Origin of the sequence: Ruegeria sp. SCSIO 43209 (assembly GCF_019904295.1) — a bacterium.
Classification (GTDB): Bacteria; Pseudomonadota; Alphaproteobacteria; order Rhodobacterales; family Rhodobacteraceae; genus Ruegeria.
The window spans coordinates 3,421,890-3,446,012 of sequence record NZ_CP065359.1 but is presented as its reverse complement, the minus strand read 5'-3'; the positions used below and the strand labels follow the sequence as shown (position 1 = coordinate 3,446,012).

General features: G+C 58.5%; 25 protein-coding genes. 17 read left to right on the top strand and 8 right to left on the bottom strand.

Going from position 1 to position 24,123, the window contains the following annotated elements:
• The first annotated feature begins 77 nt into the window (after window positions 1-77).
• The 14 genes from I5192_RS17095 to I5192_RS17030 all read left to right on the top strand — a co-directional run bounded on the left by I5192_RS17095 (window position 78) and on the right by I5192_RS17030 (window position 11,953).
• Window positions 78-590: a MarR family winged helix-turn-helix transcriptional regulator gene (locus tag I5192_RS17095; protein ID WP_170398209.1), complete on the top strand. Its 513-nt coding sequence runs from the start codon at window positions 78-80 to the stop codon at window positions 588-590.
• Window positions 587-1,288 (top strand): response regulator, encoded by a 702-nt coding sequence (locus I5192_RS17090; protein WP_170513633.1) that lies wholly within the window; start codon window positions 587-589, stop codon window positions 1,286-1,288. Before I5192_RS17095 ends, I5192_RS17090 begins: the two co-directional genes overlap by 4 nt.
• 69 nt (window positions 1,289-1,357) lie before the next feature.
• Window positions 1,358-2,284: a histone deacetylase family protein gene (locus I5192_RS17085; protein WP_223117371.1), complete on the top strand. Its 927-nt coding sequence runs from the start codon at window positions 1,358-1,360 to the stop codon at window positions 2,282-2,284.
• Complete coding sequence (locus tag I5192_RS17080) at window positions 2,281-2,523, top strand: exodeoxyribonuclease VII small subunit (protein ID WP_170613140.1); 243 nt, start codon at window positions 2,281-2,283, stop codon at window positions 2,521-2,523. Before I5192_RS17085 ends, I5192_RS17080 begins: the two co-directional genes overlap by 4 nt.
• Window positions 2,524-3,390 (top strand): polyprenyl synthetase family protein, encoded by an 867-nt coding sequence (locus I5192_RS17075; RefSeq protein WP_223117370.1) that lies wholly within the window; start codon window positions 2,524-2,526, stop codon window positions 3,388-3,390.
• A 14-nt stretch (window positions 3,391-3,404) separates the two neighbouring features.
• Complete coding sequence (dxs, locus tag I5192_RS17070; RefSeq protein ID WP_223117369.1) at window positions 3,405-5,333, top strand: 1-deoxy-D-xylulose-5-phosphate synthase; 1,929 nt, start codon at window positions 3,405-3,407, stop codon at window positions 5,331-5,333.
• A 140-nt stretch (window positions 5,334-5,473) separates the two neighbouring features.
• Window positions 5,474-5,983, top strand: a complete 510-nt coding sequence (napF, locus tag I5192_RS17065) for a ferredoxin-type protein NapF (protein WP_170408124.1) — start codon at window positions 5,474-5,476, stop codon at window positions 5,981-5,983.
• On the top strand, window positions 5,980-6,252 hold the full coding sequence (locus I5192_RS17060; protein ID WP_170425561.1) for a chaperone NapD: 273 nt from the start codon (window positions 5,980-5,982) through the stop codon (window positions 6,250-6,252). Before napF ends, I5192_RS17060 begins: the two co-directional genes overlap by 4 nt.
• 17 nt (window positions 6,253-6,269) lie before the next feature.
• Window positions 6,270-8,762, top strand: a complete 2,493-nt coding sequence (napA, locus tag I5192_RS17055) for a nitrate reductase catalytic subunit NapA (RefSeq protein ID WP_170636638.1) — start codon at window positions 6,270-6,272, stop codon at window positions 8,760-8,762.
• A gap of 27 nt (window positions 8,763-8,789) precedes the next feature.
• Window positions 8,790-9,608, top strand: a complete 819-nt coding sequence (gene napG, locus I5192_RS17050; RefSeq protein WP_223117368.1) for a ferredoxin-type protein NapG — start codon at window positions 8,790-8,792, stop codon at window positions 9,606-9,608.
• Window positions 9,605-10,516, top strand: a complete 912-nt coding sequence (gene napH, locus I5192_RS17045; RefSeq protein ID WP_170566662.1) for a quinol dehydrogenase ferredoxin subunit NapH — start codon at window positions 9,605-9,607, stop codon at window positions 10,514-10,516. The genes napG and napH overlap by 4 nt, the downstream gene beginning before the upstream one ends.
• A gap of 12 nt (window positions 10,517-10,528) precedes the next feature.
• Window positions 10,529-10,963, top strand: a complete 435-nt coding sequence (locus I5192_RS17040) for a nitrate reductase cytochrome c-type subunit (protein WP_170398181.1) — start codon at window positions 10,529-10,531, stop codon at window positions 10,961-10,963.
• Between the two features lie 26 nt (window positions 10,964-10,989).
• Window positions 10,990-11,694, top strand: a complete 705-nt coding sequence (locus tag I5192_RS17035; protein WP_170398176.1) for a NapC/NirT family cytochrome c — start codon at window positions 10,990-10,992, stop codon at window positions 11,692-11,694.
• A gap of 1 nt (window position 11,695) precedes the next feature.
• Window positions 11,696-11,953 carry a hypothetical protein gene (locus I5192_RS17030; protein ID WP_170408114.1) on the top strand — a complete coding sequence of 86 codons (258 nt, stop codon included), beginning with the start codon at window positions 11,696-11,698 and terminating at the stop codon, window positions 11,951-11,953.
• 33 nt (window positions 11,954-11,986) lie between these two features.
• Here the strand turns inward: I5192_RS17030 and I5192_RS17025 are convergent, their stop codons facing one another.
• On the bottom strand, window positions 11,987-12,688 hold the full coding sequence (locus tag I5192_RS17025; RefSeq protein ID WP_170398170.1) for a Crp/Fnr family transcriptional regulator: 702 nt from the start codon (window positions 12,686-12,688) through the stop codon (window positions 11,987-11,989).
• Between the two features lie 185 nt (window positions 12,689-12,873).
• Between I5192_RS17025 and hemA the strand changes: the two genes are divergently transcribed.
• Window positions 12,874-14,097, top strand: a complete 1,224-nt coding sequence (gene hemA, locus I5192_RS17020; protein WP_223117367.1) for a 5-aminolevulinate synthase — start codon at window positions 12,874-12,876, stop codon at window positions 14,095-14,097.
• A gap of 59 nt (window positions 14,098-14,156) precedes the next feature.
• Here hemA and I5192_RS17015 read toward each other — a convergent pair whose 3' ends face one another.
• Genes I5192_RS17015 through I5192_RS16990 form a run of 6 tightly spaced genes read right to left on the bottom strand, consistent with a single transcriptional unit; the run spans window position 14,157 to window position 19,575 of the window.
• Window positions 14,157-14,444 (bottom strand): cytochrome C oxidase subunit IV family protein, encoded by a 288-nt coding sequence (locus I5192_RS17015; RefSeq protein WP_223117366.1) that lies wholly within the window; start codon window positions 14,442-14,444, stop codon window positions 14,157-14,159.
• 5 nt (window positions 14,445-14,449) lie between these two features.
• A complete protein-coding gene (locus I5192_RS17010) occupies window positions 14,450-14,998 on the bottom strand; it encodes a cytochrome c oxidase subunit 3 (RefSeq protein ID WP_223117365.1) in 549 nt (182 codons plus the stop codon).
• Window positions 14,995-16,917: a nitric oxide reductase activation protein NorD gene (locus tag I5192_RS17005; RefSeq protein ID WP_223117364.1), complete on the bottom strand. Its 1,923-nt coding sequence runs from the start codon at window positions 16,915-16,917 to the stop codon at window positions 14,995-14,997. The genes I5192_RS17010 and I5192_RS17005 overlap by 4 nt, the downstream gene beginning before the upstream one ends.
• 9 nt (window positions 16,918-16,926) lie before the next feature.
• The gene (locus tag I5192_RS17000) at window positions 16,927-17,736 is read right to left on the bottom strand and encodes a CbbQ/NirQ/NorQ/GpvN family protein (RefSeq protein ID WP_170398158.1); all 810 of its coding nucleotides are present in this window, start codon (window positions 17,734-17,736) and stop codon (window positions 16,927-16,929) included.
• 5 nt (window positions 17,737-17,741) lie between these two features.
• On the bottom strand, window positions 17,742-19,109 hold the full coding sequence (locus I5192_RS16995) for a cbb3-type cytochrome c oxidase subunit I (protein ID WP_170398155.1): 1,368 nt from the start codon (window positions 19,107-19,109) through the stop codon (window positions 17,742-17,744).
• Window positions 19,110-19,125: 16 nt separating this feature from the next.
• A complete protein-coding gene (locus I5192_RS16990) occupies window positions 19,126-19,575 on the bottom strand; it encodes a cytochrome c (RefSeq protein ID WP_170398152.1) in 450 nt (149 codons plus the stop codon).
• 272 nt (window positions 19,576-19,847) lie between these two features.
• Here I5192_RS16990 and I5192_RS22555 point away from each other — a divergent pair, with 272 nt between their 5' ends.
• On the top strand, window positions 19,848-20,960 hold the full coding sequence (locus I5192_RS22555; RefSeq protein WP_255611991.1) for a Hint domain-containing protein: 1,113 nt from the start codon (window positions 19,848-19,850) through the stop codon (window positions 20,958-20,960).
• A 15-nt stretch (window positions 20,961-20,975) separates the two neighbouring features.
• Here the strand turns inward: I5192_RS22555 and I5192_RS16980 are convergent, their stop codons facing one another.
• Window positions 20,976-22,166, bottom strand: coding sequence for an NnrS family protein (locus I5192_RS16980; RefSeq protein WP_170648306.1), 1,191 nt, complete (start codon window positions 22,164-22,166; stop codon window positions 20,976-20,978).
• 242 nt (window positions 22,167-22,408) lie between these two features.
• Between I5192_RS16980 and I5192_RS16975 the strand changes: the two genes are divergently transcribed.
• A complete protein-coding gene (locus I5192_RS16975) occupies window positions 22,409-24,085 on the top strand; it encodes a cytochrome D1 domain-containing protein (protein ID WP_170398146.1) in 1,677 nt (558 codons plus the stop codon).
• Window positions 24,086-24,123 lie beyond the last annotated feature (38 nt).

Here is a 24,123-nt window from a genome sequence, read left to right as displayed (position 1 = left end):
CGATTCGATACCTGTGCGCTCTTGGAATGTCAATAAGGCTGACATAAAGTCAGATTATATTGCGAATGAGGCCCAACATGACCGACATCCGTCCCGCCCCGGTCTTTGGCGGAGAAAGCCTGTTGTTTCTGACAGATGAACAACTGAGGCAGGGCATCGAGGCCATGTTTTTTGCCTATCGAGGTTTTACCGCTGATCCTGATCGCATCCTGACTGAATTGGCCTATGGCCGGGCGCATCACCGGGCCATCCACTTCATCAACCGTGCGCCGGGAACAACCGTCAATAATTTGCTGGCCATATTGGGTGTCACGAAGCAATCGCTGAACCGCGTCTTGCGCAGCCTGATTGAAGATGGGTTGGTCGAAAGCCGGGTCGGGACAGTGGACAAACGAGAACGCCACCTATTTCTGACGGATAAGGGAAAGGCACTCGAGGCCAAACTATCTGACGCCCAGCGCGCCCGGATGCGTGCGGCCTACAAAGATGCGGGCCCCGAAGCGGTGGCCGGGTTTCGCAAAGTGCTTGAAGCGATGATGGATGCTGATATGCGTCGTGCATATACGAAACTGCGGGATACGACTTCATGAGCGAAATGGACGCCCATCTTCTGATCGTCGACGATGACGAGCGTATTCGTGATTTGCTCAAGAAATTCCTGATGCGCAGCGGTTTTCTTGTAACCGCGGCGCGGGATGCAGCGCACGCACGGCGGGTTTTGTCGGGGCTCGATTTCGACTTGATTGTACTGGATGTGATGATGCCCGGCGAAGACGGCGTTAGCCTGACCCGATCCCTGCGCGACACCCATTCCACCCCGATCCTGCTTTTGACGGCCAAGGGCGAGACCGAGCATCGGATTGCCGGGCTTGAGGCGGGTGCGGATGACTATCTGGCCAAGCCATTCGAGCCGAAAGAGTTGCTGCTGAGGATCAACGCCATTCTGCGTCGGATGCCAGAGACACCTGCACAGGACACGGCGGCGAAGATTCTACATCTTGGGCCCATTCGCTATGATATCGAACGCGGTGAGATGTGGCAGGGCGAAGACCCGGTGCGCCTAACCGCGACCGAAAGCCAGTTGATGAAAATATTCTCGGCTCAACCCGGCGAACCGATCAGCCGTGCCAAGCTGGTCGAAGATCTAGGGCGTGACAAAGGTCAGGCACAGGAGCGCGCTGTGGACGTACAGATCACCCGCTTGCGTCGTAAGCTTGAGCAAGATCCGAAGCAACCCCGGTATCTGCAGACCGTACGGGGTGCAGGGTATATGTTGGCACCGGATTGATTTTGCCGCTACGCGGCGATTTTAAGCCTTCGGCGAAGGTATTTTTAGCCAGATGAAAATGGGATCCTGATGAAAACCGCCCTATTGACCCATGCAGATTGTTTGAACCATGTGACACCTGAGGGACATCCGGAACGGGTGGCGCGGTTAGAGCATATCCTGCATGCGCTTGAGGGGCTGGATCTTCAGCGTGTGACGGCGCCGTTGGCGGCGGATGATGATCTGCTAAGGGTGCATCCGCAGAACCATATCAGCGATATTCTCGACCATAGGCCCCCGGATGGGTTCAAGCAGATTGATGGGGATACGTTCATGTCTCCGGGATCTGTTGATGCAGCCTATCGTGCGGCAGGTGCCGCCGTGCGGGCCGTTGATATAGTTCTGGGCGGCGAAGCGCCGAACGCGTTTTGCGCTATTCGGCCTCCGGGGCATCATGCCGAGACCGAGACGGCCATGGGGTTCTGCCTGTTTGGGAATGCCGCGCTGGCTGCAAAGCACGCGTTGGATCATCACGGGTTGAACCGCGTGGCAGTGGTGGATTTCGACGTGCATCATGGCAATGGCACGCAAGACCTGCTGTGGGATGAGAAACGCGCTTTGGTGATTACCAGCCAGCAGATGCCCTTATGGCCGGGCTCGGGCCGCCCGGATGAGACCGGTGCTTATGAGACCGTTTTGAACATACCACTGGCTCCGGGCACGGGTGGGGCCGAGATGCGGGCAGCCTATGAGGCGCAAGCCTTTCCGCGTCTGCGGGCGTTCAGGCCGGAACTGATCATTATATCCGCTGGGTTTGATGCGCATCAGGATGATCCGTTGGCCAATCTCAATTGGTCCACTGGCGATTTCGCCTGGATCACGGCGGAGCTGTGCAAGATTGCCGATGAAGTGTGTGATGGCCGTATCGTCTCGACTCTGGAAGGCGGTTATGATCTGAACGCATTGGCCGAGGCGACACGCGCCCATGTGGAAGAACTGATAAAGGCAGCACGATGACCGATACCCCAGTTGAACAGATGACGTTCGAACAAGCGATGAAAGAGCTTGAGGCCGTGGTTGGCCAGTTGGAACGTGGTGATGTGGCGCTGGATCAATCGATTGCGCTGTACGAACGTGGCGCCGCATTGAAGAAGCGCTGCGAGGATGAGCTGAAGCGTGCTGAGGAAAAAGTGGCCGCGATCACTCTGGACGCAGGTGGTCAGCCAACCGGGACGACGCCTGTCGAAGGTCAGTAAATGTTTCGTGAAAAGCTGGCACAGGATGCCGCGCTGATTCAGAGCCATTTCGATCTGGTTCTGAGCGCGCTGGATGATCTGGATGTGACACGGGCCATGGCCTATGCCACCGAGGGCGGCAAGCGTCTGCGAGGGTTTATGGTATTGGAAAGCGCGCGGTTGCTTGGCGTCGATACAGCTCGGGCAATCTGGCCAGCGACGGGTATCGAAGCGCTGCATGCATACTCTCTGGTCCATGACGACCTGCCTTGCATGGATGATGACGACCTGAGGCGTGGACGCCCGACGGTGCACGTGAAATGGGATGAGGGCACCGCCGTTCTGGCCGGGGATGCGCTGCAGACACTTGCGTTTGAGCTTTGCGCTCGGCCAGAGGTTGGAAACGCTGAAATACGCGCTGAATTGGCTCTAACACTGGCAAAAGCGAGCGGCGCACAGGGTATGGTTCTGGGTCAGGCGCTGGATATCGCCGCTGAGACGGCGGCGGAGCCGCTGACACTGGATGAGATTACACATCTGCAAGCGGGCAAGACCGGTGCGTTGATCGAATGGTCCGCCTGCGCGGGTGCGCGATTGGCGCAGGCCGATCCCACCCCCTTGCGCCAATATGCCCAGGCGCTTGGGCTTGCCTTTCAGATCGCGGATGACATTTTGGATGTCGAAGGAGATGCCGAAAAGGCCGGAAAGCGGCTGCAGAAAGACGCCGAGGCGGGCAAGGCGACCTTTGTCTCGCTACTGGGTCTGGACGCCGCCAGATCCCGTGCAATTGAGCTTGTGGAACAGGCTTGTGCTGCGCTGGACGAACATGGCTCCGCTGCAGAAACCTTGAAGCAGGCTGCCCGCTTCGTTATTGCCCGGGACAGCTAAGCCAGGAACGCCAAATGTCTGACCGCCCGAATACGCCCTTGTTGGACCTTGTGAGCCGCCCAGCGGATCTGAAGCAGTTTTCAGATGCGCAGTTGCATCAGGTCGCACATGAGTTGCGGGCCGAGACGATTTCAGCAGTGTCGGTGACCGGAGGGCATCTGGGCGCGGGTCTGGGTGTCGTCGAGCTGACCACGGCGTTGCACGCGGTATTCGACACGCCACGAGACAAGATCATCTGGGACGTAGGTCACCAGTGTTATCCGCACAAGATTCTGACAGAACGCCGGGACCGAATTCGCACCCTGCGCACAAAAGACGGCCTAAGCGGATTCACCAAGCGCAGTGAAAGCGCCTATGATCCATTCGGCGCTGCACATTCCAGTACCTCAATCAGTGCCGCGCTAGGCTTTGCTGTCGCGCGTGATCTAGGCGGCGTTACGCCTGAAGGGCTGGGCGATGCGATCGCTGTGATCGGCGATGGCTCTATGTCCGCCGGTATGGCCTTTGAGGCGATGAATAATGCAGGCCATCTGAAGAAACGCTTGATCGTAATTCTCAATGACAATGAGATGAGCATTGCACCACCAGTGGGCGCCTTGTCGAACTATCTATCGCGCATCTATGCCGAAGAACCATTTCACGATCTGAAAGCTGCTGCCAAAGGTGCGGTATCGTTGCTGCCGGAACCCTTCCGCGAAGGGGCAAAGCGCGCCAAGGATATGCTGAAAGGCATGGCTATGGGTGGGACGCTATTTGAAGAGCTCGGCTTTTCCTATCTCGGCCCCATCGACGGGCATGATCTGGACCAGTTGCTGCCGGTTCTGCGTGCGGTCAAGGCGAAGGCAAGCGGACCGATCCTGATCCATGTGTTGACCAAGAAAGGCAAGGGGTATGCCCCCGCCGAACAGGCCCGCGACAAGGGTCACGCGACCGCCAAGTTCGATGTGGTGACGGGCGAGCAGAAAAAGGCGCCTTCGAACGCGCCTTCCTATACCTCGGTCTTTGGCAAGACACTGGTCGATGAAGCAGCGCGGGATGACAAGATCGTCGCGGTTACAGCCGCGATGCCGGACGGGACCGGGCTGAACCTGTTTGCCGAGCGCTATCCGTCGCGCTGTTTCGACGTAGCGATTGCCGAACAGCATGGCGTGACCTTCTCGGCTGCGTTGGCCGCCGGGGGGATGAAGCCTTTCTGTGCGATGTATTCAACCTTCCTGCAGCGTGGCTATGATCAGGTTGTGCATGATGTGGCGATCCAACGCCTGCCGGTGCGATTTGCCATCGACCGTGCGGGTCTGGTTGGGGCAGACGGTGCGACCCATGCGGGGTCGTTTGATATTGCTTACATGGCCAACCTTCCGGGTATGGTTGTCATGGCGGCTGCAGATGAGGCCGAATTGATGCACATGGTCGCCACTGCGGCGGCACATGACGATGGCCCGATCGCTTTCCGGTATCCTCGCGGCGAAGGAGCGGGCGTTGATCTGCCCGAGCGCGGAGAAGTATTGGAGATCGGCAAGGGCCGATTGATCCAGAAAGGTGCCCGGGTGGCGCTGCTGTCTTTCGGTACGCGGCTGGCCGAAGTGCAGAAAGCAGCAGAGGCGCTGTCGGCGCGCGGGATCAAGCCCACCATCGCCGATGCACGCTTTGCCAAACCGCTGGATCGGGACCTGATCCTTGATCTGGCTGCCAATCACGAGGCACTGATCACCATCGAGGAAGGGGCCATCGGCGGCTTTGGCAGCCATGTTGCGCAATTGCTTGCGGATGAGGGCGTGTTTGACGAAGGGTTGAAGTATCGCTCGATGGTGCTGCCGGATATCTTCATCGATCAGGCGAGCCCGGCGGATATGTACGCCGTCGCAGGAATGAACGCAGAACAGATCGAGGCAAAGGTGCTTTCGGTTCTTGGCGTTGCTACAATCGGTGAGAAACGCGCCTGATATTCGGGTGTTGCCGCCCCTGGATGCTGAAAAAATAAGCAGTTCAAAAATGATCTAGGTCAATTCCTTACACGCTGTGCTACGCTAACACCCGAGTCAGGCAGGCCAACCCCTGTCGATCACTCAAAGGTCGCGAGCGAATGAACAAGCTAGCCAGCCGACGCGCATTCCTGAAAGGGAAAGTGCTGCGCGAGGATACATCAGCCATCCACCCACCGGGTGCGGTGACCGAGTTTCTTGAGCTTTGCACCCAATGCGACGAATGCCGCGAGGCCTGCCCTGAAGATATCATCCGTTTCGACGCGCAAGGCTGGCCTGTTGTGCAATTGGATGCAGGCCCCTGCACTTTTTGCGGTGATTGCGCCAACGCTTGCCCGACCGGGGCGCTGAATCCTGAACACGTGGCCGATTGGCCTTGGCGCGCTGCGGTGTCGGCCTCTTGCCTGTCGATGAATGGTGTCAGTTGTCGGGTCTGTCAGGATGTCTGCGACCACAATGCGATCCGCTTTCGGCTGCAAACCGGTGGTCGTGCTGAACCGCAACTTGACACCGATATTTGTACCGGCTGTGGCGCTTGTGCCAGCGCCTGTCCTGCCGGTTCTGTCAGCTTTGAACGCCACACCCCGCCCACTCAGGAGGTAGCCTTATGAATATCTGTGGATGCCTCGTCCATGTAACCCCCGAAACCACGCAGAGTGCACAGGCCGCGATTGCAGGTACAAACGGGGCAGAAGTTCACGCGGCATCCGAGGATGGCCGCATTGTTGTTGTGGTCGAGGATACGCCGGAAAAAATGGCGTCCGAGACGATCATGGATCTGCACCAGATCCCGGGTGTGATCTCTCTGACCCTGACCTACCACCATTTCGAAGACCTCGCGGAGACCCGTCCGCACCTTAACGCTTCTCGCCAGATCTAAAGCCGGAGACCCATGTCATGACCATCTCTGAATCCCGCCGGACCTTTTTGAAATCAACCGCCGCCGCTGCGACAGCATCAGCCGCAGGACTTCCCCTTGCGACCGGACAAGCCAGCGCTCAGGTCGGCAACCCTGATATCCGTTGGGACAAAGCCGCCTGCCGGTTCTGCGGCACCGGATGCTCGGTTCTGGTTGGCACCAAAGACGGGCGCGTGGTCGCCACGCAAGGCGACCCGGATGCGCCGGTGAACCGCGGTCTGAACTGTATCAAGGGCTATTTCCTGTCCAAGATCATGTACGGCAAAGACCGCCTGACCACGCCGATGCTGCGCAAAACCAACGGCGAATATGACAAGAACGGTGAATTCGAACCCGTCAGCTGGGACGAAGCCTTCGACGTCATGGCTGCCAAGTGGAAAGAGGCATTGGCCAAGAAAGGCCCGACCAGTGTCGGCATGTTCGGCTCGGGCCAGTGGACCGTTTGGGAAGGCTACGCCGCTGCCAAACTGATGAAGGCTGGTTTCCGGTCCAACAACATCGACCCGAACGCGCGCCACTGTATGGCCTCGGCGGTTGTCGGCTTCATGCGCACCTTCGGCATTGATGAACCAATGGGCTGCTATGACGATTTCGAGCACGCAGACACATTCGTGCTCTGGGGCTCGAACATGGCCGAGATGCACCCGATTCTGTGGTCACGCCTGACCGACACACGTCTGACCAAACCGGGATCCGAAGTGCATGTACTGTCGACCTATGAACACCGCTCGTTCGAGTTGGCCGACAATGGAATGGTCTTTGCGCCGCAGACCGATCTGGCGATCCTGAACTATATCGCCAACTACATTATCCAGAACGGCGCGGTGAACGAAGAGTTCGTCAACAAACACGTCAACATCACCAAGACCGCCACCGATATTGGCTATGGACTGCGCGATAACAACCCGCTGCAGGAAGAGGCAGAGAATCCAAACTCTGGCAAGATGGAGCCGATCAGCTTCGAAGAATATGCCGAAGCGGTATCGGAATACACGCTGGAATACACATCGGAACTCTCCGGTGTTCCTGCCGCTCAGCTTGAGCGTCTGGCCCAGCAATATGCCGACCCCAACCGCAAAGTGATGAGCCTGTGGACCATGGGCTTCAATCAGCATACTCGCGGATCGTGGGTGAACTCGCTGATGTACAATGTGCACCTGCTGGTGGGTAAGATTTCCGAACCCGGAAACTCGCCCTTCTCGCTCACCGGTCAACCTTCGGCCTGTGGTACGGCACGTGAGGTCGGAACCTTCGCTCACCGTCTGCCGGCTGATATGGTTGTGGCAAACGATAAACACCGCGAGATTTGCGAGACCGCGTGGAAAATTCCTGCGGGCACCATCCCACCCAAACCCGGATTCCACGCCGTTTTGCAGCACCGCAAGCTGAAGGACGGCGATCTGAATGCCTATTGGGTGCAGTGCACCAACAACATGCAGGCCGCGCCCAATATCAACGAAGAAGGCTATCCCGGCTATCGCAACCCGGAGAACTTCATTGCCGTCTCCGATCCCTATCCTACTGTAACAGCCCTGTCGGCTGACCTGATCTTGCCTACCGCCATGTGGGTCGAGAAGGAAGGCGCCTATGGCAACGCCGAGCGTCGCACCCAATTCTGGCGGCAACAGGTCAAAGCTCCGGGCGAAGCGAAATCCGATCTGTGGCAGTTGATGGAGTTCTCCAAACGCTTCACCGTTGAAGAGGTTTGGGGCGAGGAACTGCTGGCGACCATGCCAGAACATCGTGGTAAGACCATGTATGACGTGCTGTTCGCCAATGGCACGATCGACAAGTTCCCGCTGTCAGAGACCGCAGAAGGATTCGACAACGACGAGTCCGAGCACTTTGGCTACTACGTGCAAAAGGGCCTGTTCGAGGAATATGCCGAGTTTGGGCGCGGCCACGCGCACGATCTGGCCCCATTCGAAACCTACCACCAGGCGCGTGGCCTGCGCTGGCCAGTCGTGGATGGTAAGGAAACACTGTACCGCTTCCGAGAAGGCTATGATCCGTATGTGCCTGAAGGCGAAGACGTGAAATTCTATGGCCATAAGGACGGCAAGGCCAAGATCATCTTCGCGCCATACGAACCCGCCCCCGAGGTACCGGATGAGGAATTCAACCTGTGGCTCTGCACCGGGCGTGTGCTGGAACATTGGCATTCAGGTTCGATGACCCGCCGCGTGCCCGAATTGCACCGCTCCTATCCCGCCGCCGTTGTCTACATGCACCCGGATGATGCGCGCGAGCGTGGTCTGCGGCGCGGACAGGAGATCGTTCTGTCTACCCGCCGCGGCGAGGTCAACAGCCGTGTCGAAACCCGAGGCCGGAACAAAGTACCGCGTGGTCTGGTGTTCATGCCGTGGTTCGACGAAGGCCAGCTAACCAACAAGCTGACGCTAGACGCAACCTGCCCGCTGTCGAAAGAGACCGACTTCAAGAAATGCGCCTGTAAGGTCGAGCGCGCGTAAAAGGCTGGCAAGGCAAAGGTCGTCCCCATGTCTCGTGTTGGCACACCCCTTTCGCCGCAGCGGCGCCGGTTCCTGCAGGACTCGGCGCGCGCAGCGGGTGGCTGCGTCGCAGCAGGGTCCTTGCTGGCCTGGCTGGCGCGGGACGCACGGGCGTTGCCGGCCGAAGCATTGCGACCTCCCGGTGCCTTGCCGGAAAAAGACTTTCTATCAGCCTGCATTCGCTGCGGTTTGTGCGTGCGGGAATGTCCCTATGACACGCTGAAACTGGCCGAGCTGGGTGTCGATGCGGTGGCCACCGGCACGCCGTATTTCACCGCCCGTGATGTTCCCTGCGAGATGTGCGACGACATCCCCTGCGTCGCGGCCTGCCCGACCGGTGCACTGGACCCCGGGCTGGACAATATCGACGACGCCAAGATGGGCGTGGCCGTTCTGGTCGATCAGGAAAACTGCCTGAACTTCCTCGGCCTGCGCTGCGACGTCTGCTATCGCGTATGCCCCGTCATCGACGAGGCAATCACGCTAGAAACCGAGCATAATGCCCGCTCAGGCAGCCACGCGATCTTCATTCCGACCGTTCACGCCGATCATTGCACCGGCTGCGGCGTTTGCGAGAAAAGCTGCGTTCTTCCTGAAGCCGCAATTAAGGTTTTGCCCGCCCGACTGGCCCGGGGCAGCAGCGCCGACCATTACCGCAAGGGCTGGGAAGAGAAAGAAGCCAAAGGCGCGCCCGTCGTCGAAGGTATCATCGATTTGCCTGATCGCCTGCCGGGACCGGGCACCGATAACCTTGTCGCACCGGGCGGGTTTGAGCCCAGCTTCAAATTGCCGGAGGTCACTCAATGACCGTCCGCACAAACATGCCGCTGGGGCATGAAGCTATCGCCGCCAAAGGTTGGCTGAGTGCCCATAAATACCTGCTGCTGCGCCGCGCCAGCCAGGTGTTCTTCCTGGTACTGTTCCTGTTGGGCCCGTGGTTCGGCCTCTGGATCGTGCAGGGCACTCTGGCCGGGTCGCTGACCCTAGGCGTACTGCCCCTGACCGATCCGTTTGTCTTTCTGCAAAGTCTGATCGCAGGGCACTGGCCCGAGCTGACCGCCGCCATTGGTGCCGTCATCGTTCTGGTTACCTACGCGCTGGTCGGAGGCCGCGTCTATTGCTCGTGGGTCTGCCCGATCAACCCTGTAACCGACGGCGCGCACTGGCTGCACCGCAAGCTGGGCCTGCAAAAAGGCTGGCAGCCCAAACGCGGAACGCGGCTGTGGATCATGGCCACCGTGCTGGTCGTGTCCGGCCTGACCGGCGCAATTGCATGGGAACTGGTCAACCCGATCACCATGCTGCATCGCGGACTGATCTTTGGCATGGGCTTCGTCTGGGCGATGGTCGCCGCGATCTTCCTGTTTGACTTGCTTGTCTCGCGCCATGGGTGGTGCGGCCATGTCTGCCCCGTAGGCGCATTCTACGGACTGGTGGGCAGCAAGGCGATGCTGCGGGTCAGCGCCGCCAATCGCAACGCCTGTGACGATTGCATGGACTGCTACGCGGTTTGCCCGGAAAACCATGTGATCTCTCCGGCGCTGAAAGGCAAAGACAACCCGCTGATCCTGTCGCCCGACTGCACCAATTGCGGTCGCTGCATCGATGTCTGCGCTGAAGACGTTTTCAAATTCACCCATCGGTTCGACGCCCTGACCGTCGCGCCACCGGAATCAACCGCCGCGCCCCAGCCGCGCGCCTCAAGACCTTTTTGAAGGAGTGAGAAGATGAAAAAGCCGATCCTAGTGGGCCTTGCCCTGATCCCGCCGCTGCTCCTCGGTGGCCTGGCCCTCGCGCAGTCTGCCGGAGTTAACAGCCTACGCGGTGCCGAAGTCGATGAGCCCGCCGTTCTGGATCAGGTGCATCGGACAGTCGAAGGCCGAATGCAGCGTAATTATCGCCAGCAGCCGCCGCTGATCCCACATTCGATCGAACAGTACCAGATCGACCTGCGCACCAATCAGTGCCTCTCCTGCCATGACTGGACCAAGGCTGGTGAGCGCAACGCTCCGACGTTGTCGATGACTCACTATCTGGACCGCGAAGGGCGAGAGTTGGATCAGATCGCCGGCACACGGTATTTCTGCAATCAGTGCCACGTGCCGCAGGCCGATGCGCTGCCGCTGGTCGACAACACTTTTGAACCTTCCTCCGGAAACTAAACTCAGGTCGAAAAGGAGAGCGTGACATGTCCGACTCCCAAGAAAAACAAGGGCTCATCCGGCGCCTCTGGACCTGGTTCTGGAGCCCGATCGCCGTCCTCAGTGTCGGCTTTACACTACTGGCCGGGTTTCTGGCAGGCATCCTGTTCTGGGGTGGGTTCCACTGGGCACTGGAATTGACCAACACGGAAGAGTTCTGCGTATCCTGCCACACGATGGAAACCAATCTGGGCGAATATCGGGAAACGGTCCATTACAATAACGATTCCGGCGTGCGGGCCATCTGTTCCGATTGCCACGTCCCGGACGAGTGGAACCACAAGATCAAGGCCAAGATCATGGCCGTGAAGGACGTCTACCACGAACTGGCAGGCACCATCAGCACGAAAGAGAAGTATGAGGACCATCGTCTTTCCATGGCGTCGGCCGTATGGAAGAAGATGAAGGAATCCGACAGCCGGGAATGCCGCAACTGCCACAACTTTGACTATATGGACTTCACCCTTCAGGAAACCCGCGCAGCCAGCGAACACCAGCGCGCAATCGACACCGGCATGACCTGCATCGATTGCCACCAGGGCATCGCACACAGTCTCCCACCCAACTATTTGGAAACGTATGAGAAGATTGCGAAAGAGGTAGATGGTGAGGTTCTGCAGGAACACGCTGCAGCATCAGGGGACGACATCCGCGCGTTCCTGAACAAAAGCTCGGAACAAGGTGGGGACTGAGATGTTAGAGATACTTGGAACCATCGGCGGTAACGTACTGGGTCTGCCCGGCATTCTGGGTCTGGCACTGGGAATGATGACGCGCCAATACTGGTTGGGTGCACTGATGGGTGGATTGGTTGGCCTAATCGCGCCTCTGCTCTTTGCCGGTTGGCAGATTTCCCACGTTGGAACGATAGCGCTGCTGATCGCAATTATCGTTGGTCTCTGCGCCGGAAGTCTGGGCACCGCCATTCGCCGCAAGGGCGCAACCGTCTGAAGTGGTTGGTCGGGCCCGGCGGCAATTCCGGGGTCACCGCCCCCAGTTTTCCGCCGGATCGCTTTCCGCATAGTCCCGCAAAAGCGCGATATCCGAGATTTCGGCGTGGTTGCGGTTGATCTTCACACCCACCGCCTTGAGCCGCGAAAACGCCCGGCTCAGGCTTTCCGGCTTCATCCCCAGACGGCCTGCGATGAGCATCTTGTCGTAGGGCAGCAAAACCTCGCATCCGCCTTTGTCGCTGTCGCAGAGATTCAACAAAAACTCGGCCACGCGTTGCGCTCCGGTCTGAGCCTTGAGTTGCTCTAGCTGCGCCACCAACGAGTGAAGATGGGTAAAGGTCGCGGCCAGAATAGAAATACCGATCTCAGGGTCCTCTCTCATCAAAGAGATCAGGATCGGACTGGGGATATGCATGACATCACAGGCCGATACGGCCTCGGCGGATACAGGATAGGGAACGTTACGCAGAGCTACGGCCTCACCGAAGCTGTCACCACGTTTGAAGACGCTCACGACGGCTTCGGCCCCGGTGGGGGTCATGCGGAACAGCTTGACCCAACCCTCAAGCACGACGTGGATGGCCTGCGCTTTTTCCTCCTGCAGGAATATTGTCTCACCACGGTCATACTGACGCCAGATCGCGTGGCTCAGCAGTGTTTCCACATGCTGTTCCGGTAAACTGCGCAGCAGCAGCGACTGACGTGCGATCGCTTTTTGTGCTTCGTGAGACAAGAGAATACCCCTGTTATTTCCTGCCGGCGCATGGGCGCGGTCGGTCCATCCCTGTTCCACGCTATGCCAGAGCCGGCAGTTGTGCACCATAGTTTTATGTTGTCTAAACTTGACTATTGTCATGTTGCGGCTTGGTTCGCTGCCCTATTCTCGGCTCAAAGCCAGTATTCCGGGGAGCACGTAACATGGACTACGAGCGTTATTTCAATCAAAGCCTCAGTGACCTTCGGGATGAAGGGAACTATCGTGTTTTCATAGACTTGCAACGTCGCTGTGGCTCTTTCCCGAACGCACGTCAGACGGATGGATCTGTCCAGCGAAATGTGCGGATCTGGTGTTCGAATGACTATCTTGGCATGGGTCAGCACCCATCTGTTATCGATGCAATGCATGACGCATTGGATCGCTGTGGCGCGGGGGCCGGGGGCACGCGAAACATATCAGGCACCACTCACGACCACGTGCTGCTTGAGGCCGAACTGGCCGATCTGCATGGAAAGGAAGCCGCGCTTCTGTTTACTTCCGGGTATGTTTCGAATTGGGCAGCCCTTGGCACTCTCGCCGCGAAAATCCCCGGCCTGATCGTATTCTCTGATGCACTGAACCATGCCTCGATGATCGAAGGCATCCGCCACTCGCGGGCGCAGAAGGTGATCTGGAAACACAACGATCTGGATGACCTTGAAACCAAACTGGCCGCAGCTGATCCCGATGCGCCAAAGATGATCGCGTTCGAGTCGGTCTATTCGATGGATGGTGACATCGCCCCCATCAAAGAGATTTGCGATCTCGCCGACAAATACGGCGCGATGACCTATCTGGATGAGGTTCATGCCGTTGGCCTCTATGGGCCACGCGGCGGTGGTATCGCTGAACGAGAAGGCCTCATGGATCGCCTGACGGTGATCGAAGGCACGCTTGGTAAAGCGTTCGGTGTGGTGGGCGGGTATATTGCTGCCTCGGCTGCGCTGTGCGATTTCGTGCGCAGCTTCGCCAGCGGGTTTATTTTTACCACCGCCCTGCCACCATCGATCGCGGCCGGGGCCGCGGCCTCGATCCGGCATTTGAAACAATCGAATGCTGAACGCGACCTGCAGAAAGCCCGTGTATCGCAGGTTCGGGCTCGTTTGGATGCGGAAGGTATTCCTCATATTCCTAACCCCAGCCACATCATCCCGGTGATGGTTGGCGATCCGGTGAAGTGCAAGTTCATCTCGGACACGCTGCTGGAAGAGTTCGGCATCTACATTCAGCCGATCAATTATCCCACCGTACCAAAAGGGACCGAGCGTCTGCGGATCACGCCGTCTCCGGTACATACGGATGAGGATATCGAGCATCTGGTTGGCGCGCTGTCCACCCTCTGGCAACGCTGTCAGATTGCGCGCATGCCGATGGCAGCCCAGTAACCAAGAAGCGCCCCCTAGCGTAATACTTCGCCGTCTCCCCGGAGGCGGCGTTTTTTGAGTCAGATCAGGTAGAGGGCGAAGACAATGATGGCAAAGCCCGTCAGCACCATGGTGACACCTCGCAGCCAGGCCGGGCTGTTTACGAGATCAAGATAACAAGCCAGGATAACGCGACATTTCGCCAGTGCGAGGACCAGAATACACCCCGCCAGAACGGCTGGCGGGATGGGCAGCACAGTCAGCAGTGCTGATGCGACGCTGAGCACCAAAAGGGTCAGCCATGCACGTGTGAGCGAATTATGGAGCGCCCTTCGCCAGTATTTGGGAAAAGATGGTGCTGCAGGCATCGGAATTATCCCAGCAGGTAGATCACGGGGAAAAGCAGGATCCAGACCAGATCGACCATGTGCCAGAATTGTGCACCTGCCTCAATGTTGCGTGGATCGTCACGCCAGGCGACCAGCAGCAGGATACCGACCCCTGCCAACACATGTGCGGCGTGAAACCCGGTCAGCAGATAATAGAACAGGAAAAATGGGTGGGTCTCATGGGTGATCCCCTGTGCAGCTTTGCCCGCGTATTCCGCACCTTTGATGATCAGGAACACGACACCCAGCGCGGCGGCAGTGATCAAGGCCATTCGAGCCACGCCCCGGCGCGCGATTTTTCGCCACTGCAGCGCCTGCGCCGCCAGATAGCCCGAGGTGACCAGCACCACCGTGTTGAGCGCTGCCCCTGTCCGGTAAAGGTGCGATTGAGCCTCGGCAAATCCTGTCGGGTCGGTCAGGCGCACGCCCATAAAGGCAATCAGGCCCGCGCCGAAAACCAGCAATTCCGAGATGATCAGAACCCACATCAGCAGCTCGCCCGGAAGCTCATCGATCAATGAGGCGTCACTCATGCTCCAACCAGTTGGCGGTAGATCTGAGGCAGGGCCATGATCAGCCGGTGCGGGTCGGGGATGACGGCGAAGCCGCCTTGACCGAACATGCGCGGGAACCAGCTTTTGCCGGTTTTGTCGATGGTAACGCCAAAGACCGATTGCCCTGCCCTACGCGCCTCGCGCACGGCCATGCAGGTGTCTTCGATACCGTGGCGACCCTCGTAATGGTCCAGGTCGTTGGGTTTGCCGTCAGTGATGATCAATAGCAACCGGCGTTTGCGCGATTGGCCGGCCAGATCGGCGGAACAATGGCGTATTGCGGCGCCGAGGCGGGTATAGTGGCCGGGGCGCAGCGAGGCGATGCGCTGTTCCACCAAACTACCCATCGGCTCATCGAAGCGTTTACAGCGCTGCACATAAACCCGCTGGCGTTTCAGCGAGCTGAAGGCGTGGATGGCGAAATCGTCGCCGCAGGCGTTCAGACCCCAGGCGAGTGCCGCAAGAGCCTCGCGTTCAATGTCGATTACGGCGCGGCCTGTGACGGCGCTTTCGGTCGAGCGGCTGACATCCAGCAGGATAGACACCGCCAAATCGCGCGCCTCGGGGCGCGATTGCATCCAAATACGTTCGGTGCCTTCGCCATTGGCACAACGGTCTACCTGCGCCCGAACGGCTGCCTCGATATCCAATTGATCACCATCCAGATGACCGCGCGTCATCACGCGGCCCGGGCGCAGCGCCTCGAACTGGCGTTTCACGGCGCGGATGCGGCGGGCAGTGGCGGGGTCTTTGCCGAACTCGGCGGCATCTTCGCGAATCTCGGCATCCGAGGTCAGAACGTTGACATGATCGGGCAAGTATTGGCCGATGCGCACGTCCCATTCGGGATACAAAACCCGTCCCGACAGGCGTTCGCGGTTCACGTCCTCCGGAGCGAGGTCCAGATGAAGTTTCAGTTTGGTCGGCGGCGCCTTCGAGATCTGACCCAAGCCAATCTCTTCCTGATCATCGGCGGCTTTCTTGGCGTTATCAGGATCGTCATCGTCGATGCGCCGGTTGATGTTCAGGAACTCAGCCCAACTGAGGATCGCTTCGAACTTGTGCAGGATGAAACTGTCGCTGCGGTTGGCCTGATCCGATTTGCGGCGGCGGGCACGGTGGGTTTTTTCGCCGGATTCCTCGGGCGGTCCTTCGGTTTCGGGGTTCTCCACTTCGTTATGTTCGGAGAACCCGACCGGGCGCAACTCGGGCCACAGCGGGACAGGCCGGAAATGCTGATAGCCGCGCGGGGCGGTGAGGTCGTCATCCAACGCTAGAAGATGTTCAACCTTTGGCGACAAAGGCGCGGGGTCGCCCAGCATGTGGCGGACCAGTTCTTCAACCGCTGCCTCGACGGGTGGCAGCCCGGAAATGTCGCGTTGATACAGCACGCCCTTGCACAGCTCGGTATAAAGCGGGCGCAGGCCGGGGGCGTTGTGCAACGCCGCCTCGACCATCTGTCGGGCGGCGACAAGCGCATGCAGGTCGGCGCGCAACGGGTCGTCTTCGTCGATACGAGTTCCGGCATGTGCAGCGGCGGCGGCCAGCCAGACATAAAGCGCACCGTTGGCTTCACGCGCGGGAAACACCGCCAGCCGATCCGGCAAACGCAGAACTTCGCCATCGAACGACGCACGCGGCATCATCTCGGCCTCGGTTGCCAGACGACGACGCCACCCCAGACGGTGGCGCGAAATCTCGGGCGAGACCGGGCGCAATTCTACGCCCGGACTACCCCCAAGTCCTCGAAAGAGGACTGCCAGCCGCCCTGCGACCTCTGAGAGGTCAACCGCGGCTCCATCATGCACTTCAGGTGCATCAAGGCGACTGGCAAGGGTGTGCCACAGTTTCCCGATCGTTTCTTCGGGTTCCCATGGCTCAAAATCGATCCTGACCATCGGCCGGCCTCACCCAAAGACAGCCGTGACAAGATCGAGGAGCCCGCGTTTGATATCCTCATCATCAGTCAGAGGTTCGATCATTGCGGCGAGGATGGCGCGGTCGGTGGACATGCCCTGTGCGATCAGCGTCGCGGCATAAACGACCAGACGGGTGGACACGCCTTCCTCAAGGTCCTGACCCTTAAGCCCGCGCAACTTTCCTGCAAGGCGTACCAGCGGTTTACAGCGTTCAAGCGGCAGACCGCTTTCTTGCGCGACGACTTCGGCCTCCATCTCGGGCGACGGAAAGTCGAATTCCAGCGAGATGAACCGCTGCCTGGTCGAGGGTTTCAGGGTTTTCAGGATATTCTGGTATCCGGGGTTGTACGAGGCCACCAGCATGAAACCGGGCGCGGCCTCGAGCTCTTCACCGGTGCGGTCGATCGGCAGGATGCGCCGGTCATCGGTCAGCGGGTGCAGCACAACGGTGACGTCCTTGCGGGCTTCGACCACCTCATCAAGGTAGCAGATCGCGCCTTCGCGCACCGCACGAGTCAGAGGGCCATCAACCCAGACGGTTTCGCCGCCCTTCAACAGGTAGCGACCGATCAGGTCGGCGGCGGCGAGGTCATCGTGGCAGGCCACGGTGTAAAGCGGGCGGCCAAGCTTGGCGGCCATATGGGCCACAAAGCGGGTCTTACCGCAACCTGTTGGACCTTTCAGCAAAACCGGCAGGTCGTTGTTGTAGGCGGCGGTGAACACATCGCATTCATCGCTTTGGGCGAGGTAGAAGGGGGCGTTCGCCGCCCCCTCATTCAGTTTCATGGAGCCATCCATATCCATTACTCCGCCGGGGTTTCAGAGGCACCGGGTTCAATCACCTCTTTCCGGGGCACCCAGATCGAGTAGATGAACAGCAGCGCACCAAGGACCACGACCACACCAGAGCCAAGACGCATCCAGTAGAAGATCGCGATCTGGTCCTGCACGTCCATGAAGTAGTCACCGACCACACGTTGCATGTGAGTCTGCACGGTACCACCGAAGGTCAGGACGAAGGTCATGAAGACCATGCCGCTGGTCATAAGCCAGAACGAGCCCATGTTCAGAACCTGATTGTAGGGATCACGGTTCTTCAGGATCGGCATCGCATAGCTGAAGATCGCCAGGTTGAGGCAGACATAAGCACCGTAGAAAGCCAGGTGACCGTGGGCTGCGGTAATCTGCGTGCCATGGGTATAGTAGTTCACCCCGTGCAGCGTGTGCAGGAAGCCCCAGACACCGGCACCGAAGAAGGCAAGCGTTGCACAGCCCAGTGACCACAGCAGAGCAGCCTTGTTAGGGTGGTCACGACGGCCCTTCCAGACCATGACGAAGGCAAAGGCCATCATCGCGAAGAACGGGATCACCTCGAGGCTTGAGAAGATCGAACCGATCCACTGCCAATAGCCGGGTGTACCGATCCAATAGTAGTGGTGACCTGTCCCAAGGATGCCCGAGAACAGCGCGGCGGCGACGATGACATAGAGCCATTTCTCGACCACCTCACGGTCAACGCCCGTTAGCTTCAGCATCAGGTAGGCCAGGATCGAGGCCATGATCAGCTCCCATACGCCTTCGACCCATAGGTGGACGACATACCACCAGTATTGCTTGTCGAGCGACAGGTTGCCCGGGTTGTAGAAAGCAAACAGGAACAGCAGCGCCAGACCCCAGAGGCCCAGAACAAGGATGCTCGATATTGCCGTCTTCTTGCCCTTCAGAACGGTCAGTGACACGTTGTAAAGGAACATCAGCGCGGCCACGACGATGCCCGCCTTGACCCATTTGGGTTGTTCAAGGAACTCGCGCCCCTCTTTGCCCAGCAGCCAGTTGCCTTCGAACAGGTTGAAGACATAGGTCACGACCACGCCCAGCGTGCCAACCACAAGAATGATCAACTGCAGATAGGCCAGCTTGGTCGAATGAATCTCGCGCTCGGTCTCTTCGGGGATCAGGAAGTAGGCCGCACCGAAGAAGCCCAGCAGTAGCCAGACGATCAGAGAGTTGGTGTGCAGCATCCGTACGATATTGAACGGCAGAAGCTCACTCAGGAAGTTCGGGAATACATAGATGAAACCGGCTAGCAGGCCGCCGATTACCTGTACCGCGAACAGGGCCATCGCTACTGCGAAGTAGGCGTAGGCGATTTTTTGGGATTCGTATTTCATTGCTCCGTTCCCTTTCTCAGCCTGCCTCGTTGGGCGGCCAGCCCTGCGCATCAATGTTGTCCGTCCAGATCAAGAAGTTGGTCAGATCGCGGATCTCTTCGTCGCTGAGGTTGAAATTGGGCATCTGCCGACGACCGGGAATGCCGGTCGGCTGCGCCTCCATCCAGCCCTTGAGCGCTTCAAAGGCCGATTCCGGGTCGTCCAGCACACCCCAGCGGGTCATCACATTCCCGACTTCCGGCGCGTAGTAGGCGCCCTCGCCCAGGATCGTGTGACAGTTGATGCAGGCATGTTTTTCCCAGACATGTTTGCCCCGAACCACACTGTCATCAAGCTTCGCCGAATTCTCGGAGTTGACGATGTACCAGTGCGAGTGGGCCGACAGGGCCAGGAAGATGAGGATGAAGAACAGTGACCCGCCATAGAATATGTTGCGAGCCATGCTCTTTGTCATGACTTCTCGCATTGCGCTCTCCTTTGCGCAGATTAGCTAGTCTGATGACAATGGCGGGTGGGTCGCAGGGCTGCCTTAACGAAAGTCAAGCATGCCAAAGTAAGCGCGGAATTGGACACCTGTGGTCATAATTGCGTCAGTATCACTAAAATGCCCTCAGATTGCCTTGAAAAATAGTACTTAGAACAGCATGTTTCCGGACGTTCGAAAAGTTGAAGCGAGCGTTCTCGATTTATCGGTGAATAGAGGTGCTTAGATGGCACCTGAAGCGTGGTGGTTAAAGAATGGCGAACTACTCATACATCGGATACGCACCCGGCGTCATTACGGTGAATACAATTGGGCCTGATACGATCACCCTGGACGCAAGCTATGACCCCGCGACAGACCGAAGGGTATTCAATGTTGAGGACGAGGCCGGTGGTTTCATTCGAAATGGGTTTGGCCCGCCAGTTCCCGATACCGGGGATGTTTTCAACGGCGACAGATTCAACAACGAAAATGGCGACGACGATACACAGATCGGAACGGTAACAAACCTTGATGGTTCGACAACGTTTCTGAGCGGCGACATCTATCTGGAAGAATCCTACATTCTGACGAATCCCGGCGGTGGGACAATCACTGTGTACCTTGTCGAGGTTGAAGGAACCAACGCTGGCTACATAACCTCTGAGCCCCTAGATCCCGGGGTGACGTATTCGATGAGCGTCGTCAACGTTACACCGAGCAACGCACCGGACACGACTGACCCCGGTTCCATCGTTGATGTTCCTTGTTTCTCAGCCGGAACGCTTATCGCGACACCTGATGGTGATGTCGCGATAGAAACGCTTTCCGCTGGTGACATGGTTGTCACCTTGGATCATGGGCCACAACCAATTCGCTGGATCGGCGCGCGCGCTCTGGATAGGTCTGAATTTGCGCTCAATCCCAAGCTGCGCCCGATCCGAATCACAGCGGGCAGCCTGGGAAGCAACCTGCCGCGACGTGATCTGTTGGTCTCACCGCAGCATCGCATGTTGATCCGTTCGAGTATCGCCGTTCGCATGTTCGACAGCGAAGAGGTTCTGGTCCCAGCCCATAAGCTGGTCGGCATACCCGGCATAACCGTCGACGAGACAGCTCAGGGCGTGGTGTATTTCCATATTCTGTTCGACCGGCATGAGATCGTGCTGGCGGAAGGCGCGCCGTCAGAAAGCCTATTCACAGGCAAGCAAGCCTTGAAAGGAATACAGCCCGAGGCGCTGGCCGAAATTGTTGCGCTCTTCCCAGAGTTAGCTTTGCCAGACCATCAACCAATCGCAGCCCGCCAGATTCCAAAACGCGGAAGACAAATCCATACTTTGCTGCAACGACATATTAAGAATGACAGGGCGTTGCTCCGACCTTCTTGATCTAAGAACCGTTGCTCAGGCCGCTAGACGTGGCCCGGTCAACGCTGGCCACATCGCAACCAGATACAAGACGATGGCGCAGATCCACAGCCCATCTGAGGCCAGCATCGCAACCAGATATCCCTGGTCAAACGCCGACCCGACCCAGCGCAAAACTGCGGCTGCCGCCATCAAACCGTAAGCGATCGCCATGGGTGGCGGGGCCACGAGGGCACGGCCACTATGGCCGAGGGCGGCCCGACTCATCACGGCAAGGGTCATGCCGCCGACGCAACCAATGCCCAGAACATGCAGCGCCCCGATCTCGCTGCCGAACCCCAGCACTGCCAGCCCCCACAGGATCAGGCCCAGCGCCAGCATGCCCAGCCCCAGATGCAACGCGATCAGGATCGGCTGCCGCAGTGCCCAGCGTGCGCGCCAACGTGCCATGCGCAGGATCTGAGCAACGCCAAGCATCAGCGCGATAGCGCCTGATACAGGTCCGATTCCAAAGACGAGCACGCTCAGCGGCAGTGACAGTGCAAGCCCCATAGCGGCTTTATCAAACGTTCCTACCGAAATAGGCCAGTTGGATTCGGGCTCTCCCGCGCGTTTCATCGCATTTCGGGTGAAAGCTGGCGTAATGCGCCCGCCAAGTATCGCGATTAGGCTACAGAGCGTCAGCAACCCCGCCCGCAATCCGATGTCCAGCGTATCGCTGGTCACACCGATCCACTCTAAATGGGTTAACAAGTTGGCAATCCAGATCGCACTGAGCAGCAAAAGGAATACCATGTTCTGCGGTTTGGGGCGTCGGATCAGCTGAGTAGCAATCTTTGCCGCCAGAATTGGAACAAAGACCAGATCGAACACAGCGACCAGAACCGGCGGCAGCGCACCGGAGAACCACATCGATACCCGCCCGGCCAACCAGAGACCTGCGGCCAGCATGATGAACCTAGCGCGCGCCTCTGGGGTCCCGGTCCAGTTGGGAACAGCCGTCAGAAAGAACCCGCCCAGAGCTGCTGTGGCATAGCCAAAGATCATCTCATGCGCGTGCCACATTGGGGGACTCATGGAATAGGTTGGGTCTTCGTATCCGACCAACCCGGTCTGCGTCATCAACCAAAAACCCCACGCGCCTCCCGCGAACAGACCAAAAAGTCCGGCGGACAGGAAAAAGATGCGAAACCCCTCGCCCAATACGCGCGCGATCACTGCCGACATGCCTGTTCTCCTCGGCCTCAATGGCTGTTGGTACAGGTCTAGCAAGGCCGACCAGCGATGGACTTAACCGAAATCAAGCATCCGACAAACATGTCCCTGAAACTCAGGTTTTCCCTTTGTTTTATGGCTCATTATAGCCCGTCAATTTCCAATTTGCGCGCGCTCCGTTGACTTTCGTCAAGGATGACAAACGCGCGATGTTTCACCCTAGGACCTGCCTCACCAGCAAATGGAGAGTGATCATGTCACTTGGAATCAGCTACAACAGAACTGGCCGCGCCTTAGGGGTCGGTTTGGCAATGTTGCTGGGCAGCGTCGCTGCGCCAGTCTTTGCCGAAGAGCCAACCCTGAGCAAGGAAGCCTTTGAATCATCAAAACAACTTTACTTTGAACGCTGCGCCGGTTGTCACGGTGTGTTGCGCAAAGGGGCAACCGGCAAAAGCCTTGAGCCGCTGGTTGAAACGAAGAATGACGATGGTACCGTAACCGAGTCGGGCACCCTGAAACTGGGGCAGGAGCGGCTGGAAAAAATCATCGCATGGGGCACCGAAGGCGGGATGAACAACTTCTCGGACGTGATGTCCGAAGAAGAAATCCGCGATATGGCGACCTACATCCAGATGGAGCCGCCCCAACCGCCAGAAATGTCGCTTGAGCAGATGATGGCGACCCGCAAGGTCTATGTCGAACCCGAAGACTACCCGACCGAGCCGCTGCATGGCCGCAACTGGGAAAACTTCTTCGTGGTCATCGAGCGTGACGTGGGCAAGGTGGCCGTGATCGACGGTGACACCAAGGAAGTGCTGGCGCATATCCCGACCGGTTATGCGGTGCACGTTCTGAAAGCCTCGGAACATCACAAACTGGAAGAACCGGAAAACCCGGGCCGCTTCTGGTACACCATGGGCCGCGACGGGAAGATGACCAAGATCGACCTGTGGCAGAACCCCGAGAACATGCTGGTTGCCGAGGTTACCATTGGTTATGACGCTCGCGACGTGGCGGTATCGGGTGACGGTAAATACGTCATCGGTGGCGCCTATTGGCCCCCTCATTTCGCCATCGTCGACGCCGAAACCATGGAGCCGAAAAAGGTTGTCTCGACCCGCGGCTACAACGTGGACGGGGATTATGTGGAAGAGGCCCGCGTGGCCGCCATCTACACCACCCCGAACGAGCCCACGTGGATCGTGGCCGTCAAGGAACTCGGTCAGCTGTGGCAGGTGGACTACTCCGATCTGGACAACCTGCGTATCGACAAGATCGACAGCGCAAAGTTCCTGCATGACGGATTCTTTGATCCGACCGGCCGTTATTTCCAGATCGCCGCAAACGCGTCGAACAAGATGGTCGTGGTCGATACCGAGACTCACAAGCTGGAAGCTATGATCGATACCGCGCCGCTGCCGCACCCCGGCCCGGGCGCCAACTGGGATGACCCGAATTGCGGTCCTGTTGCCGGTACGACCCACTTGGGCGAAGGCACGGTTACCGTTTGGGGCAACGACCCCGAAGGCCGCCCGGACGATGCCTGGAAGGTCTGCTATGAGGTGGAAACCGACGGACCCGGTCTGTTCATCCGGACCCATCCGAACTCGGACTACATCTGGGCCGACCAGACCAAGCACCCCGAGCCTGAGATCCAGCAATCGGTGCAGGTCATCGACAAGGCAACCGGTGAGATCGTGAAAACGATCCAGATCACAGAAGAGGAAGGCAACGTCGCCGTTCACTTCGAGTTCAACCAAGACGGATCCGAGGTTTGGGTGTCCAAGTGGAACCGCTCGACCTCGAAAGAGCCAAATGGAGAGATCGTGATCTTCGACGCCAAGACGCTGGAAGAGATCGGCCGCGTGAAGGGACTGTTTGCACCCACCGGCAAGTTCAACGTCTACAACCGTTCGAACCACGTCACCTGACGGGTTTTGTACTCAGCACCGGAAAGGGCGGGCCCCTC

Coding starts and splice junctions, on each gene's coding strand:
- I5192_RS17000 (WP_170398158.1), bottom strand. CDS start 17,736: ATGGATGGCTCCATGAAACTGAATGAGGGGGCGGCGAACGCCCCCTTC.
- I5192_RS17085 (WP_223117371.1), top strand. CDS start 1,358: ATGAAAACCGCCCTATTGACCCATGCAGATTGTTTGAACCATGTGACA.
- I5192_RS16975 (WP_170398146.1), top strand. CDS start 22,409: ATGTCACTTGGAATCAGCTACAACAGAACTGGCCGCGCCTTAGGGGTC.
- napF (WP_170408124.1), top strand. CDS start 5,474: ATGAACAAGCTAGCCAGCCGACGCGCATTCCTGAAAGGGAAAGTGCTG.
- I5192_RS17030 (WP_170408114.1), top strand. CDS start 11,696: ATGTTAGAGATACTTGGAACCATCGGCGGTAACGTACTGGGTCTGCCC.
- I5192_RS16980 (WP_170648306.1), bottom strand. CDS start 22,166: ATGTCGGCAGTGATCGCGCGCGTATTGGGCGAGGGGTTTCGCATCTTT.
- I5192_RS17060 (WP_170425561.1), top strand. CDS start 5,980: ATGAATATCTGTGGATGCCTCGTCCATGTAACCCCCGAAACCACGCAG.
- hemA (WP_223117367.1), top strand. CDS start 12,874: ATGGACTACGAGCGTTATTTCAATCAAAGCCTCAGTGACCTTCGGGAT.
- napH (WP_170566662.1), top strand. CDS start 9,605: ATGACCGTCCGCACAAACATGCCGCTGGGGCATGAAGCTATCGCCGCC.
- napA (WP_170636638.1), top strand. CDS start 6,270: ATGACCATCTCTGAATCCCGCCGGACCTTTTTGAAATCAACCGCCGCC.
- napG (WP_223117368.1), top strand. CDS start 8,790: ATGTCTCGTGTTGGCACACCCCTTTCGCCGCAGCGGCGCCGGTTCCTG.
- I5192_RS17040 (WP_170398181.1), top strand. CDS start 10,529: ATGAAAAAGCCGATCCTAGTGGGCCTTGCCCTGATCCCGCCGCTGCTC.
- I5192_RS17075 (WP_223117370.1), top strand. CDS start 2,524: ATGTTTCGTGAAAAGCTGGCACAGGATGCCGCGCTGATTCAGAGCCAT.
- I5192_RS17010 (WP_223117365.1), bottom strand. CDS start 14,998: ATGAGTGACGCCTCATTGATCGATGAGCTTCCGGGCGAGCTGCTGATG.
- I5192_RS17035 (WP_170398176.1), top strand. CDS start 10,990: ATGTCCGACTCCCAAGAAAAACAAGGGCTCATCCGGCGCCTCTGGACC.
- I5192_RS17095 (WP_170398209.1), top strand. CDS start 78: ATGACCGACATCCGTCCCGCCCCGGTCTTTGGCGGAGAAAGCCTGTTG.
- I5192_RS17090 (WP_170513633.1), top strand. CDS start 587: ATGAGCGAAATGGACGCCCATCTTCTGATCGTCGACGATGACGAGCGT.
- dxs (WP_223117369.1), top strand. CDS start 3,405: ATGTCTGACCGCCCGAATACGCCCTTGTTGGACCTTGTGAGCCGCCCA.
- I5192_RS22555 (WP_255611991.1), top strand. CDS start 19,848: ATGGCGAACTACTCATACATCGGATACGCACCCGGCGTCATTACGGTG.
- I5192_RS16990 (WP_170398152.1), bottom strand. CDS start 19,575: ATGCGAGAAGTCATGACAAAGAGCATGGCTCGCAACATATTCTATGGC.
- I5192_RS17015 (WP_223117366.1), bottom strand. CDS start 14,444: ATGCCTGCAGCACCATCTTTTCCCAAATACTGGCGAAGGGCGCTCCAT.
- I5192_RS17080 (WP_170613140.1), top strand. CDS start 2,281: ATGACCGATACCCCAGTTGAACAGATGACGTTCGAACAAGCGATGAAA.
- I5192_RS16995 (WP_170398155.1), bottom strand. CDS start 19,109: ATGAAATACGAATCCCAAAAAATCGCCTACGCCTACTTCGCAGTAGCG.
- I5192_RS17005 (WP_223117364.1), bottom strand. CDS start 16,917: ATGGTCAGGATCGATTTTGAGCCATGGGAACCCGAAGAAACGATCGGG.